This is a genomic window from Streptomyces sp. NPDC059787 (genome assembly GCF_042732315.1).
Lineage (GTDB): Bacteria > Actinomycetota > Actinomycetes > Streptomycetales > Streptomycetaceae > Streptomyces > Streptomyces atrovirens.
The window spans coordinates 66,576-80,079 of record NZ_JBHWHX010000034.1 but is presented as its reverse complement, the minus strand read 5'-3'; the positions used below and the strand labels follow the sequence as shown (position 1 = coordinate 80,079).

Sequence of the window (13,504 nt, the reverse complement as noted above, 5' to 3'; positions counted from 1 at the left end):
AGCCTCTCCGGCGTTTGAGGAGCGAGGGCCCGGGGGCAGCGCCCCAGGGATGGGACGGGTAAGGGCGGCAGGGGCGAGGAGATCAGGCCGCGGCCGGCTCGCCGGCGAGGCCGTGGAGGCGGGTGATGACCTCGGTCAGCTGGGCGGCGACCTCGTCGTCGTCGGCCGGGTGGGTCTCGGCGAAGCGGGTCACCGAGCCGGGGATGGAGAGCTTGATGTCCTCGATCACCTTGCCGCCCGCGATGCCCACGGACTTGCGGGCCTCGTCGTGCGCCCACACACCGCCGTACTGGCCGAAGGCGGTACCGATCACGACGACCGGCTTGCCGCTGATGGCGCCGGCGCCGTAGGGGCGGGACAGCCAGTCGATGGCGTTCTTCAGGACGGCCGGCATCGTGCCGTTGTACTCGGGCGTGAAGAGCAGCAGCGCGTCGGCGCCCGCGGCGGCCTCGCGCAGCTTGGCGGCGGCGGCCGGCACGGCGCCCTCGACGTCGATGTCCTCGTTGTAGAAGGGGATCTCCGCGAGCCCCTCGTAGAGCGCCACATCGGCACCCGCGGGAGCGAGCTTGACCGCGGCCTCGGCGAGCTGACGGTTGTGCGAACCGGCCCGAAGGCTGCCGACGAGGGCGAGGATGCGAACAGACATGGGGAAACTCCAGGGGAGGTGCTGAAATCTTGCCGAAACAATCCGGACCGGGGTCCGTTTCTCGTTTGTAGCATCTCAACCGGACCGCGGTCCAGTTTCTTCCCGATGCTTTACGCTGGCTTCATGTCCGCCGCGCCGCCGCCCGTCCCGGCACCCCAGGACCCCGTACAGCCGCAGGAGTTGCTGCAACTCGGCATCGACCCCGACGAGCCCTGCCTGCGCGCCGACGCCGCGCGCAACCGGGCCCGCCTGCTGGAGGCGGCCGCGCTGCTCGTGGCCGAGCGCGGGGCCGACAGCATCACCATGGAGGAGGTCGCGGCGGCGGCCCGCGTGGGCAAGGGGACGGTCTTCCGCCGCTTCGGCGACCGCACCGGTCTGCTCACCGCCCTCCTCGACCACTCCGAGAAGAAGTTCCAGGCCGCCTTCCTCACCGGACCCCCGCCGCTCGGGCCGGGCGCGCCCCCGGCCGAGCGGCTGCGCGCCTTCGGCCTCGCGATGCTCCGCCGCTCCGCCGAGGAACTGGAGCTGCAACTGGCGGCCGAACCGGAAGCGGGCCGCCGCTTCACCAGCCCGCCCCGCCGCGTCCTGTGCCACCACGTGACCCTGCTGCTGCGCGAGGCGGTCCCGGACGCGGACTGCGAGGTCCTCGCCCACACGCTGATGGCCCAGCTCGACCCCGCCCTGATCCACCATCTGATACGTCAGTGCGGCATGCCGCCGGAGCGGCTGGAGTCCGCGTGGCTGGACCTGGTCGACCGGGTGACGGGCCCGGCGCCCGTCTGCTGACGGTGTATCAACTCCCCCGGCCGAAAGCCCGGTTACGGCTTCTGCAAGGATGCCGTACGTCATGGTGCAGATAACGAACACGCCCGCGCCCGCGTCCCCCGCACCGACGCGCTCCGTACCCACGAGTGCCGATGTGGCCCGCCTGGCCGGCGTCTCGCGCGCGACCGTCTCCTACGTCCTGAACAACGCCGGTGCCGTCCGGATCAGCGAACCCACCCGCCGCCGGGTCCGTGAGGCCGCGAAGGAACTCGGGTACGTGCCGCACGCGGCGGCCCGCAGTCTGCGCGCCGGACACAGCCGTACGGTCCTGATGCCCGCGCCCGCCTTCCCCGTCGGACCGCTCTACAGCCAGTTCATCAACGATCTCCAGAGCTCCCTCGCCCGCCTCGACTACACGGTCGTGCAGTACGGCACCGTCGGCCTGCACGACGACGAGGCCGCCCGCGCCTGGGCCGAGCTGAGGCCCGTGGCGGTCCTGGTCCCCGGCTCCGGACTGAGTCCGCGCGGCGTCGAGGTGCTCAAACGCTCCGGGGCGCGGGCCGTCGTCACCCTCGGCCCCGAGTCCGTCGAGGGCGCGCACACCCTGCTCATGGACCACGACGTCGTCGGGCACAGCGCCGGCGCCCACCTCTTCGACCGGGGCCGCCGCCGGATCGGCGTGGTCGTCCCGAGAGAGCCCGGCCTGGAGGCGTTCTCCGCGCCCCGCCTGGCCGGCGTGCGCGCCGCCCTGCGCGGCACCGACGCCACGGTCACCGAGCTGCCGCTCGCGTACGACGAGGGCGCCGCCGCCCGGCTGGCCGCCCGCTGGCGCGAGCTCGGCCTCGACGCCGTGTTCACGTACAACGACGAGTACGCGATGCTGCTGATGCGCGCGCTCCAGGACGAGGGCGTCCGCATCCCGGAGGAGACCGCCGTCGTCGGCGCCGACAACCTGATGCTGGGCCGGCTGCTGCGCCCCCGCCTGAGCACCGTCCACCTGGAACTGCCGTCCGGCCGCGAACTGGCCGAACTGGTCGACCGCGCGGTACGCGACCCGGCCACGGCCCCCGAGGCCCACAAGGTACTGGGCGCGTCGGTGGTCCGACGCGAGTCGAGCTGACTCAAGGACGCCCGCGCCCCTGCAGGGGCGCGGGGCTGTGCCGATATGCGGCTCCGCCGCGTGGGCGCGAACGGGGATCCGGGGACGGAGCCCCCGGGCTCGATGGGGGTACCTCCCGCTCGAGCGAAGTCGAGAGTGGGGGAGGGAAGGGGCGGCGGGGGCGAACCCACCCCACCGCCACCGCCGCCGAGGCCGCCTCAGGCGCCCGGCGCCTCCCCCTGCTGCGCCTGCTGCTCGGCGATCTGCTTGCGGACATCGTCCATGTCCAGCTTGCGCGCCTGCCCGATGACATCCGTCAGAGCGGCCTCGGGCAGCGCGCCCGGCTGGGCGAACACGGCGACCTGATCACGCACGATCATCAGCGTCGGAATCGACTGGATGCCGAACGCCGCGGCCAGCTCCGGCTGCGCCTCGGTGTCCACCTTGCCGAACACCAGGTCCGGGTTCTCCTCCGCCGCCTTCTCGTACACCGGCGCGAACTGGCGGCACGGACCGCACCAGGCCGCCCAGAAGTCGATCAGTACGAACCCGTTGTCCGTGACCGTCCGGTCGAAGTTCTCCTTGGTGAGCTCCACGGTGCTGCTCATCGCGCGTTCCCTCTTCCTGGTGTCGGGTCGGGCCGTCGGCACAACACGGCCGGCCGGTCACGTATTCCGCGCCCCTACCCATGTGGCCACAGCGCACACCACCCACCAGACTGACGCCATGACGGAAACGCAATCGACGCAACCGGAATCAACCGCCTACGACGTCGTGGTGCTCGGCGCCGGACCCGTGGGCGAGAACGTCGCCGACCGCACCCGCGCCGCCGGGCTCACCACCGCGGTCGTGGAGAGCGAACTGGTCGGCGGCGAGTGCTCCTACTGGGCGTGCATGCCCAGCAAGGCCCTGCTGCGCCCGGTCATCGCCCGGGCCGACGCCCTCCGCCTCCCCGGCCTGAGCCGGTCCGTCCGGGGACCCCTGGACGCCGACGCCGTACTCGCCCGCCGGAACTCCTTCACCTCCGACTGGAAGGACGACGGCCAGGTCCGGTGGCTGGAGGGCACCGGAGCCGACCTGTACCGCGGCCAGGGGCGGCTCACCGGCCCGCGCACCGTCACCGTCACGGACGCCGACGGCGGCAGGCGGGTCCTCACCGCCCGGCACGCCGTCGCCGTCTGCACCGGCAGCCGCGCCCAGCTGCCCGACCTGCCCGGACTCGACGAGGTCCGGCCCTGGACCAGCCGCGAGGCCACCAGCGCGCAGTCCGTGCCCGGCCGGCTGGTCGTGGTCGGCGGCGGGGTCGTCGCCACCGAGATGGCCTGTGCCTGGCAGGCACTCGGCTCGCGGGTCACCGTCCTCGTCCGCGGCGAGAGCCTGCTGAACCGCATGGAGCCGTTCGCCGGCGAGCTGGTCGCCGAGGCGCTCACCGAGGCCGGCGCCCGGATCCGCACCGGCACCTCCGTGAAGTCGGTGACCAGGGAGAACGGCACGGTCCTGGTCGTCACCGACGACGGTGACCGGATCGAGGCCGACGAGATCCTCTTCGCCACCGGCCGCGCCCCGCGCACCGACGACATCGGCCTGGAGACGATCGGTCTGGAACCCGGCTCCTGGCTCACCGTGGACGACAGCCTCCGCGTCACCGGCCACGACTGGCTGTACGCCGTCGGCGACGTCAACCACCGGGCCCTCCTCACCCACCAGGGCAAGTACCAGGCCCGGATCGCGGGCGCCGCCATCGTCACCCGGGCCGCCGGGGAGCCCGTGCAGGCGGAGGAGTGGGGCGCGCACGCCGCCACCGCCGACCACGCCGCCGTCCCCCAGGTCGTCTTCACCGACCCGGAGGCGGCCTCCGTCGGCCTCTCCCTGGCCGAGGCGGAACGTGCGGGCCACCGCGTCCGCGCCGTCGACGTCGACCTGTCCTCGGTCGCCGGCGCCGGCCTGTACGCCGACGGCTACAAGGGCCGCGCCCGTATGATCGTCGACCTCGAGGACGAGATCCTGCGCGGCCTCACCCTGGTCGGCCCCGGAGTCGGCGAACTCATCCACTCCGCGACCGTCGCCGTCGCAGCCCGGGTCCCCATCGCCCGCCTGTGGCACGCGGTCCCGTCCTACCCGACGATCAGCGAGATCTGGCTCCGCCTCCTGGAGGCCTACCGCGACGCCTGAGTCCCTTCAGCCCGTCCGCCCCCTTCAGCCCGTCCGGCGTTCGAGGACAAGGCCCGTTCAGGGCCGAAGGGGGTCCGGGGCGGAGCCCGCAGGGACGGGAAGGGAAGGGGCGGCAGGGGCGAACCACCCTCGGGAACGGCGGCCGACAGCCCGGTCCGGCGGAGGACGACGGTCAAGGCGCCCGACGCCGAGCGCCCCGGTCCTCCCTCCGGCGGGCGGATGCCGCCGGACGGAGGACCGGGCCGAGGTCACGGCAGCTCGAAGCCCAGTTCCCGGGCCGCCCGCTCCGGCGTCGGCTGCGACCAGCGTTCCACCACGAACCGGTTGGACGACAGCGAGCGAGGCTCGGCCCGGTCGAGGTACAACGTGCCGTCCAGGTGATCCGTCTCGTGCTGCACGATCCGCGCGGGCCAGCCGGTGAACACCTCGTCCAGCGCCCGCCCGTACTCGTCCTGCCCCCTCAGCCGCACCTCGGCGGGCCGCGCCACCACCGCCTGGTACCCCGGCACGCTCAGGCACCCCTCGAAGAACCCGGCCCGCCGGGTGCCGACCGGCTCGTACACCGGATTGACCAGCACCCGGAACGGCTGCGGCACCCGCCCGCGCGCGAGGCGCACCTCCTGAGGGACCGGTGCCGGATCCTCGATCACCGCGATCCGCAGCCCCACCCCGACCTGCGGCGCGGCCAGCCCGACACCCGGCGCCGCGTGCATGGTGACCCGCAGCGCCGCCACGAACCGGGTCAGCAGCTCGGGCCCCAGCTGTCCGTCGTACGGCTCGGTACCCCCGCGCAGCACCGGGTCACCGGCCGCGACGACGGTCAACGGCCCTTCCACGGAGAGCAGTTGCTCGACCCGCTCGGCCAGGGGCGTGCGATCGTCCGGAGTTCCCATCCCGCCAGGATCGCACGCCTCTCGCATGTGGCGCAGGTCACACACGTCTGCCGGGAACCGGACGCCCCGCCGCCCCGACTACTGCACCACCACTCCGCCCGCCAAGACGTCCCCGGGAGAACCCCACCGATGACCACCGCTCCCTCGACCCCCACGGACGAGGCGCCGAAACCCCCCGCCTCCGCCCCCGCTCCCGCGAAGAGCGCCTGGACCGGCCTGCGCCCCCTCGTCCTGCGCCTGCACTTCTACGCGGGAGTCCTGGTCGCGCCGTTCCTCCTGGTCGCCGCCCTCACCGGCCTGCTGTACGCCGCCTCCTACCAGGCCGAGAAGATCGTCTACGACCATGAGCTGACCGTCCCCGTCGGCGACCGCAAGCTGCCCGTCTCCGAGCAGGTCGCCGCCGCCCGCGAGGCCCACCCCGAGGGCACGATCTCCGCCGTACGCCCCTCACCCGAGGCGGACGCCACCACGAGGGTGATGCTGTCCGGCATACCGGGCGTGGACCCCGGCCACACCCTGGCCGTGTTCGTCGACCCGTACACCGCGAAGGTGCGCGGCGAACTGGAACAGTACGGCTCCTCGGGCGCGCTGCCCCTGCGCACCTGGATCGACGAGTTCCACCGGGATCTGCACCTCGGCGAACCGGGCCGTCTCTACAGCGAGTTCGCCGCGAGCTGGCTGTGGGTGATCGCGGGCGGGGGACTGGTGCTGTGGTTCTCCCGGCGCCGTGCCCAGCGCAAGTTCCGTGGCACCGGCGGACGGCGCCGCACACTGGCCCTGCACGGTGGTGTGGGCGTCTGGGCCGCGGCCGGTTTCATCTTCCTCTCGGCGACCGGTCTGACCTGGTCCACCTACGCCGGCGCGAACATCGGCGAGCTGCGCACCTCCCTCGGCCAGGAGACCCCCTCGGTGTCGGCCGCGGCGGCCGGCGAACACGCGGGCCACGACGCGGCCGGCGGCACGGCGGGCGACGCGGCGCACGGGGTCGGCCTGGACAAGGTCCTCGCGGCGGCACGGGCCGAGGGCCTGGGCGACCCGGTGGAGATCGTGCCGCCCGCCGACGAGAAGTCCGCGTACGTCGTGCGGCAGATCCAGCGCAGCTGGCCCGAGAAACAGGACTCGGCCGCCGTCGATCCGGCCTCCGGCGAGGTCACCGACGTCCTGCGGTTCGACGACTATCCGGTCCTCGCGAAACTCACCCGCTGGGGCATCGACCTGCACACCGGCAGCCTGTTCGGCCTGGTGAACCAGATCGCCCTGATGGCTCTGGCCCTCACCCTGATCCTGCTGATCGTGTGGGGCTACCGCATGTGGTGGCAGCGGGGCCGCGGCTCCGCCTTCGGCCGGCCGATCCCGCGCGGGGCCTGGCAGCAGGTACCGCCGTACGTACTCGTCCCGCTGCTGGCGGCGATCGCCGTCCTGGGCTACTTCGTCCCACTCCTCGGCATCCCCCTGGCGGTGTTCCTCGCCGTCGACATCGTGCTCGGGGAGGTGGCCCACCGCCGGGGACGGCGGACGTACGGAAGCGGCACGGCGGCGCGCTGACGCGCGGTGCCCGGCCCCCCGTCGCGGGGAACCGGGCACCGGCCCGCCCTCACTCCTCGTCGAAGGAGCCGCCCAGCGCGGCGGCGATCCGCAGATGCGGCCGGGCCTCGTCGTCCCGCCCCTGCCGCTGGAGGGTGCGCCCCAGCATCAGCCGGGCGTAGTGCTCCACCGGGTCACGCTCCACGACGACCCGCAACTCCGCCTCCGCGCGCCGCAGTTGTGCCGAGTGGTAGTAGGCGCGCGCCAGCAGCAGCCGCGGCCCGGTCTGCTCCGGCACCTCCTCGACCAGCCCGCCGAGAACGCGAGCGGCGGCGGCGTAGTCCTTGGCGTCGAAGAACATCCCGGCGCGCTCCCAGCGCTCGGCCGGCGTCCCGTGGTCGTAGTACGTGGTGTCCACTCCTGACCTCCTTCGAGGCCGACAACGGGCCCGGACGGTCCCGTATTCCACGCACCGGCCGGTCAGGTCACCAGGCCCTGGCGGTAGGCGTAGACCACAGCCTGGACGCGGTCGCGCAGGCCGAGTTTGGTGAGGATGCGGGAGACGAAGGTCTTCACGGTCTCCTGGCTGATCAGCAGGGCCGCGGCGATCTCGCTGTTGGACAGGCCGTCCGCGATGAGGCGGAGGACCTCCAGTTCGCGGGGGGTCAGGGGGAGGTCCCGCGGTGCCCCGCCCTCGGCCGGGCGGATCCGGGCGGCGTACCGGCCCACGAGCTGGCGGGTCACCTCCGGATCCAGCAGCGCCGCGCCCATGGCCACGGTCCGGATCCCGTGGAGCAGTCGGTCCGGCGGCGCGTCCTTGAGCAGGAACCCGCTCGCCCCCGCGCGCAGCGCCTCGTAGACGTACTCGTCCAGGTTGAACGTCGTCACCACGAGCACCTTCACCGGATGCGGCACCCCCGCGCCGGCCAGCAGGCGGGTGGCCTCGATGCCGTCGAGCACCGGCATGCGTACGTCCATCACCACGACGTCAGGACGGAGCCGGCCGGCGAGGTCGACGGCGGCCTGCCCGTCGCCGCACTCGCCGGCCACCTCCAGGTCGGGCTGGGCGCCGATGATGGTCACCAGGCCGGTGCGGATCAGCATCTGGTCGTCGCAGACCAGGACCCGGATCGGTGCGGTCATGCCATGTTCCCCGTCGCCGCCGTGTCCCCCGCCGTCACCGTGTTCCCCGTCGGTATGCGGGCCCGTACGACGAAGCCGCCGCCCGTCTCCGGTCCCGCGCTGAAGTCGCCGCCCAGGACGTCGACCCGCTCCCGCAGGCCCGCCAGGCCCCGGCCGCTCCCGCCGGGGGAGGAGGACACCGGGGTGCCGGAACCGTCCGTGCCGACCTCCACGGTGATCTGCCGTTCGCTGTGCCGCACCTCGACCCGGGTGGCGCCGCCGTGGGCGTACTTGAGGGCGTTCGTCAGGGCCTCCTGCACGACCCGGTAGGCGACGAGGTCGGCGCTGCCGGTCGACGGCGCCGGCGTGCCCTCCTCGGTGAACTTCACCGGCTGCCCGGCCCGGCGGGTCTGTTCCACGAGCGTGAGGAGCCGGCCGACGGGCGGTGTCCTGGCCTCGGGACCGTGGTCGGGGTTGAGCAGGTCGAGCAGGTGCCGCAGGTCGGTGATGGCCCGTCGGCCGGTGTCGGTGACGGCGGTCAGTGTCTGGTCCAGCCGGTCGGGTACGGCGGTCAGATAGCGGGCCGCCTCGGCCTGCACGACCATGGCCGTCACATGATGGGTCACCACGTCGTGCAACTCGCGGGCGATCCGGGCGCGTTCGGCGGCGCGGGAGTCCTCGGCGACGCGGTGCCGGCGCTCGGCCTCCGCGACCCGGGTGGAGCGCAGCCACGCCCCGATGCCCCACGAGAGGGCCACCGCCAGGTAGAACGTCACGAACTCGCTCGCCGGCTCGCCGGGACCGACCCGGTGGAACGCGACCGTCAGCGCCACATAGAAGAGGGTGCACAGGGCCGCGGCGGTGCGCCGGTACCGTTCCAGATACGCCCCGGCGCTCAGCAGCGCGATGGGCAGCGCGATGCCCGCGGGGGAGTGGTAGCCGCGGAGCTGATCGAGGGCGAACCCGGCCACCACCAGGGCGAGACAGACGACCGGCCACCGCCGGCGCACGGCGAGCGGAAGGGTCTGGAGGGCCACCGCCCCGAAGGCGAGCGGGTCGAAGGGACGCTCCGGCACGCCGCCGAGGAGCGTTCCGTGGTTCTGGAAGTCCGGCCACAGCGACAGCGAGAGGACGAGCAGCCCGAGCAGGAGATCTCTGACGACGACGTCCAGCCGGCGCCACACTTCCCGGACCCGGCGAGGAGCGATCACCGGGGCAGTCTAGCGGTGGCGTCGACCCGCTCCGCGCGCCGGCGGCGGGGCACCAGACGGCCGCGCCGGTGGGCCAGCCACAGGAACCCGATCGTCAGCAGCACACCGAACAGCACCGAGTACACGCTTCCCTCCGGGCCGAAGTCACCGCCGGTGATCCACTTGTTGCCCGACATCGTGGAGTCCAGCAGCCCCTGCTCGGTGTCGTTGCCCGAGACCACGGTGCTGAAGATGCCGCCCGCGGCGAAGTTCCAGCCGAAGTGCACACCGATCGGCACCCACAGGTTGCGGGTGGCGACGTACGCGGCGGCGAGCATGCCGCCGGCCTCGATCGCGATGGCGAAGGCGCCCCACGCCGTGGCGTCCGGGTTGGGCAGGTGCGCCAGGCCGAACAGCAGCGCGGTCAGCGCCAGCGCGATCCAGGTGCCCAGGTACTCCTCGACGATCCGGAACAGCACCCCGCGGAACAGCAGTTCCTCCGTGACGGCTGCGGCGGCCATGAAGCCGAACAGCCCGGCCGTGCCGCTCAGTGAACCCAGGCCGTGCACCTCGTAGTTGCCGGAGGTGAAGAGGTTCGTGATGACCATTCCGAACATCACGAGGCCGATCAGCGTCCCCCGGCCGAGCGCCGGCGCGGCACCGTTCGGGTCCAGCTCCGTGACCGGCCGGCGCTCGGTCCGCCCCACCACCCACCGGTAGACCAGCACCGCGAGCACGGTGGTCAGCGCCCCGAGGGCGAGCGTGAGCCACGGGTTGTCCCGCACCGCGTTCACGCTCTGTCCGCCTATGGCGGAGATCGCCAGCACGGCCAGGACCTGCCAGACCACTCTCATCGATGACTCCTTCGTCGGATCCGCGGCCCAGTGCCGCGTGCCGTCATGGACGCTACGGTTCCGGTGGCCGGGAATCGTCACCGCACAGTGGACACTTGCCCGTAGCTCGCTCGGGGGACAGACCGTGTCCTGTGCCAACTCCGGTGCGCTCGAGAGGTGTTCGGGATCACACGCCGGGGAATGAGTCGCGGGCGAGGAAGAAGCCGTATCCACGGGTGACCGGTCGGCCCGGATGCGACGATGAGGGGCCATGACTGCTGGGTGGGGTGCTCGCACGGCGCGGGCCGCGGTGTTCGCGGCCGTCTGTGTCGTGCTCGCCGCCCTGGGGCACGTCATGATGTCCGGCGACCACGTTCCCCTCCGGGCACTGGCGGCCGGCTGGGCCGTGACCGGTGCCGCGGGCTGGGGGCTCGCGGGGCGTGAGCGCGGACTGCCGCTGGTCACCGCCGTCGCCGTCGCCGTCCAGACGGTTCTGCACTCGGCCTTCTCGCTCGTGAGCCCTTCCGCAGGCCCCATGGACACGGGAGCGATGCCGCACGGCATGCACACCATGCCCATGCCCACGAGGGCGGGCATGGGCATGGAGGGGCACACGGCGTCCTCCGACGGCTCCTCCGCCGGCATGCTCGCCGCCCACCTGCTGGCCGCACTGCTGTGCGGACTGTGGCTCGGGTACGGCGAGCGGGCGGTGTTCCGGGTGCTGCGGGCCGTCGGCGGCTGGCTGGCCGCCCCGGCGCGGCTGCTGTTCCTCACACCGGTGCCGCCGTGCCGTCCGTCCCTCCGCGTCCGCCGGCGCCGCCGCTCGCACCGCGCGCCGCGTCTCCTCCTCCTCGTCCACGCCATCACCTCACGCGGTCCGCCCGCCGGGGCCGCTGCCGTCTGACGGCAGCCGGTGACACCCCGGGCCGCCCCTGCGCGCCCCGGGCTTCGGCCGTGTGCCGGTACAGCCCTGTTCCGCGTACCGCCCCGCGGCCGTATCCCCGCCTACCGGGCCCGCGCACGCCCGCGGTCCACGGTTCCTCCGCGAAGGACCTCAGGTGATCACTTCCACCCTGCCCACCCCTGCCGGAAGACCCACCGACGACACGGCGACCGCCTGGGCGCTGGCCGCGCGCGGCGGTGACTCCGACGCCGTCGACCGCTTCGTCCGCGCCCTGCACCGTGACGTCATCCGCTACGTCGCCCGGCTGTGCGCCGACCCGCAGGCGGTGGACGATCTGACCCAGGACACGTTCCTGCGGGCACTCGGCAGCCTGCACCGGTTCGAGGGACGTTCCTCGGCACGCACCTGGCTGCTGGCCATCGCCCGCCGCGCGGTGGCCGACAGCCACCGGTACACGGCCGTACGGCCCCGGACGGCGGACGTCTCCGACTGGCAGCTGACCGTGGAACGGGCGCAACCGCGCGGGCTGCCCGGATTCGACGACGGGATCGTGCTGCTCGATCTGCTGGACCGGCTGCCGGAAGAGCGGCGCGAGGCGTTCGTCCTCACCCAGTTGCTCGGGCTGCCGTACACGGAGGCGGCGGCCCTCGGCGACTGCCCGGTCGGCACGGTCCGCTCCCGCGTCGCCCGTGCGCGGACGGCCCTCGCCGCCCTCGTCACCGAGGCGGAGGAGGCGGGCACGGCCGTGCGGAGAACCGTTCCGGACTGAGAATCCAGCACCTGGACGTACAGTCCGAGAAAAGAGGACGGGAGGTGTGCTCATGGTGGCCGCAGAGGGCCGGGAGGCCGAGCGGGACACGATCCTCGACGCCCACCAGCCGCTGCGGCACCGGGGCCGGGCCCAGCTCGACCGGGAGGAACGGCTGCGGCTGTTCCGGGACCTGGACGCCCGCGGAGTCTTCGCCGTGCGGCGGGCGGTCGAGCAGGTCGCCGGCCGGCTCGGCATCTCCCGCGCCTCCGCCCACGGCTACCTCTCCCGGTCCAGGACGACGACCGACCCGATCCCCACCGGAGGCACCGCATGACGACCACCACCCCGCCGGTCACCCTCGACGACGTCCGTTCCGCCGCCGAGCGCATCGAGGGCGTCGCACACCGCACGCCCGTCCTGCGCTCCCGCACCCTGGACGCGCTCGCCGGCGCCGAGGTGCACCTCAAGTGCGAGAACTTCCAGCGCGTGGGCGCCTTCAAGTTCCGCGGCGCCTACAACGCGGCCTCCCGGCTCACCCCCGACGAGCTGTCCCGGGGCATCGCCGCCTACTCCTCCGGGAACCACGCCCAGGCCGTCGCCCTGGCCGCCCGGGAGCTGGGCACCACCGCCGTCATCGTCATGCCGGAGGACGCCCCGCCGTCGAAGCGGGCGGCCACCGAGGGGTACGGCGCCGAGATCGTCACCTACGACCGGTACACCGGCGACCGGGTCGCCGTCGCCGAGGCCCTCGCCGCCGAGCGGGGCCTGACCCTCGTCCCGCCCTACGAGCACCCGCACATCATCGCGGGACAGGGCACGGCGGCCCTCGAACTCGTGCAAGAAGCAGGGGAGTTGGGTGTGCTGCTCGCGCCGGTCGGCGGCGGGGGACTGATCGCCGGAAGCGCCACCGCCGTCAAGGGCCTGCATCCCGCGACCCGGGTGATCGGCGTGGAGCCGGAGGCCGGCGACGACACCAAGAGGTCCCTGGAGGCGGGCCGGCGCGTCAGCGTCCCGGTCCCGCGCACCATCGCCGACGGCCAGGCCCTGCACACCCCCGGCGAACTGACGTTCTCCCTCAACCGGCGGCTCCTGGACGGGATCGTGCTGGTCGGCGACGACGAGATCAGGGACGCGATGCGGTTCGCCTTCGAGCGGCTGAAGATCGTCCTGGAGCCGAGCGGCGCCACCCCGCTCGCCGCACTGCTCACCGGCCGCGCGGGCCCTCTCCCGCCGCGCGTCGGCCTGATCCTGTCCGGCGGCAACATCGACGCCGAACGCTTCGCCCGGCTCTGCGGTCCGGGCGACTGACACACCGGCTTCAACGGAGAGCTGCCGGATCCACCACAACGGCCATGTCGTCCGGGGCCGTACGCACATCCGCATGGACGACGGCGCGGAGCAGGAGGTCGGCCCCGGAGACGTCTTCGTCCGCGCACCGGGCCACGACGCGTGGGTCGTCGGCGACGACCAGGCCGTGGTGCACGACTTCGCGGGCGGCCTGGCCCAGGAGTACGCCAAGGCCGACCAGCCGGCACACCACCCGGTCGGTCGGGTTCCGCTCCCTGGGCCGCGGGAAACGGCTGAGGGGCGCCCGCCGTGGCGGAC

At 73.4% G+C, this 13,504-nt stretch carries 14 protein-coding genes and 2 pseudogenes; 9 read left to right on the top strand and 7 right to left on the bottom strand.

Going from position 1 to position 13,504, the window contains the following annotated elements; genetic code table 11:
- Positions 1–82 precede the first annotated feature (82 nt).
- Positions 83–646, bottom strand: coding sequence for an NADPH-dependent FMN reductase (locus ACFV5H_RS27400; protein WP_385057235.1), 564 nt, complete (start codon positions 644–646; stop codon positions 83–85).
- A gap of 123 nt (positions 647–769) precedes the next feature.
- Between ACFV5H_RS27400 and ACFV5H_RS27395 the strand changes: the two genes are divergently transcribed.
- Positions 770–1,432 (top strand): TetR/AcrR family transcriptional regulator, encoded by a 663-nt coding sequence (locus tag ACFV5H_RS27395; protein ID WP_385057237.1) that lies wholly within the window; start codon positions 770–772, stop codon positions 1,430–1,432.
- Between the two features lie 61 nt (positions 1,433–1,493).
- A complete protein-coding gene (locus ACFV5H_RS27390; RefSeq protein WP_385057239.1) occupies positions 1,494–2,531 on the top strand; it encodes a LacI family DNA-binding transcriptional regulator in 1,038 nt (345 codons plus the stop codon).
- A 197-nt stretch (positions 2,532–2,728) separates the two neighbouring features.
- Here ACFV5H_RS27390 and trxA read toward each other — a convergent pair whose 3' ends face one another.
- Positions 2,729–3,118, bottom strand: a complete 390-nt coding sequence (gene trxA, locus ACFV5H_RS27385; protein ID WP_385057240.1) for a thioredoxin — start codon at positions 3,116–3,118, stop codon at positions 2,729–2,731.
- A gap of 118 nt (positions 3,119–3,236) precedes the next feature.
- On the opposite strand from trxA, the gene ACFV5H_RS27380 reads away from it, so the two are divergent.
- Entirely contained in the window at positions 3,237–4,682 is a 1,446-nt protein-coding gene (locus tag ACFV5H_RS27380; RefSeq protein ID WP_385197694.1) for a dihydrolipoyl dehydrogenase family protein, read from the top strand.
- 248 nt (positions 4,683–4,930) lie between these two features.
- Here ACFV5H_RS27380 and ACFV5H_RS27375 read toward each other — a convergent pair whose 3' ends face one another.
- Complete coding sequence (locus ACFV5H_RS27375) at positions 4,931–5,575, bottom strand: peptide deformylase (RefSeq protein ID WP_385197692.1); 645 nt, start codon at positions 5,573–5,575, stop codon at positions 4,931–4,933.
- Positions 5,576–5,704: 129 nt separating this feature from the next.
- Here ACFV5H_RS27375 and ACFV5H_RS27370 point away from each other — a divergent pair, with 129 nt between their 5' ends.
- Positions 5,705–7,120: a PepSY-associated TM helix domain-containing protein gene (locus tag ACFV5H_RS27370; RefSeq protein WP_385197690.1), complete on the top strand. Its 1,416-nt coding sequence runs from the start codon at positions 5,705–5,707 to the stop codon at positions 7,118–7,120.
- Positions 7,121–7,169: 49 nt separating this feature from the next.
- Here ACFV5H_RS27370 and ACFV5H_RS27365 read toward each other — a convergent pair whose 3' ends face one another.
- From ACFV5H_RS27365 to ACFV5H_RS27350, 4 genes are all read right to left on the bottom strand, one after another.
- Positions 7,170–7,517 carry a tetratricopeptide repeat protein gene (locus ACFV5H_RS27365; protein ID WP_085575228.1) on the bottom strand — a complete coding sequence of 116 codons (348 nt, stop codon included), beginning with the start codon at positions 7,515–7,517 and terminating at the stop codon, positions 7,170–7,172.
- Between the two features lie 62 nt (positions 7,518–7,579).
- Positions 7,580–8,242: a response regulator gene (locus ACFV5H_RS27360; protein WP_385057246.1), complete on the bottom strand. Its 663-nt coding sequence runs from the start codon at positions 8,240–8,242 to the stop codon at positions 7,580–7,582.
- On the bottom strand, positions 8,239–9,432 hold the full coding sequence (locus ACFV5H_RS27355; protein ID WP_385057248.1) for a sensor histidine kinase: 1,194 nt from the start codon (positions 9,430–9,432) through the stop codon (positions 8,239–8,241). Before ACFV5H_RS27355 ends, ACFV5H_RS27360 begins: the two co-directional genes overlap by 4 nt.
- Positions 9,429–10,265, bottom strand: a complete 837-nt coding sequence (locus ACFV5H_RS27350; protein WP_385057250.1) for a CPBP family intramembrane glutamic endopeptidase — start codon at positions 10,263–10,265, stop codon at positions 9,429–9,431. Before ACFV5H_RS27350 ends, ACFV5H_RS27355 begins: the two co-directional genes overlap by 4 nt.
- Before the next feature lie 250 nt (positions 10,266–10,515).
- Between ACFV5H_RS27350 and ACFV5H_RS27345 the strand changes: the two genes are divergently transcribed.
- The 5 genes and pseudogenes from ACFV5H_RS27345 to ACFV5H_RS27325 all read left to right on the top strand — a co-directional run.
- The gene (locus ACFV5H_RS27345) at positions 10,516–11,148 is read left to right on the top strand and encodes a hypothetical protein (RefSeq protein ID WP_385057252.1); all 633 of its coding nucleotides are present in this window, start codon (positions 10,516–10,518) and stop codon (positions 11,146–11,148) included.
- Between the two features lie 154 nt (positions 11,149–11,302).
- Positions 11,303–11,917 (top strand): sigma-70 family RNA polymerase sigma factor, encoded by a 615-nt coding sequence (locus ACFV5H_RS27340; RefSeq protein WP_385057254.1) that lies wholly within the window; start codon positions 11,303–11,305, stop codon positions 11,915–11,917.
- An 85-nt stretch (positions 11,918–12,002) separates the two neighbouring features.
- Positions 12,003–12,233: pseudogene (locus tag ACFV5H_RS27335) on the top strand (helix-turn-helix domain-containing protein); the annotation flags it as partial.
- Positions 12,230–13,207, top strand: a complete 978-nt coding sequence (locus ACFV5H_RS27330; protein ID WP_385057256.1) for a pyridoxal-phosphate dependent enzyme — start codon at positions 12,230–12,232, stop codon at positions 13,205–13,207. The pseudogene ACFV5H_RS27335 and the gene ACFV5H_RS27330, both read left to right, overlap by 4 nt.
- Before the next feature lie 7 nt (positions 13,208–13,214).
- Positions 13,215–13,424: pseudogene (locus tag ACFV5H_RS27325) on the top strand (cupin); the annotation flags it as partial.
- Between the last annotated feature and the right edge of the window lie 80 nt (positions 13,425–13,504).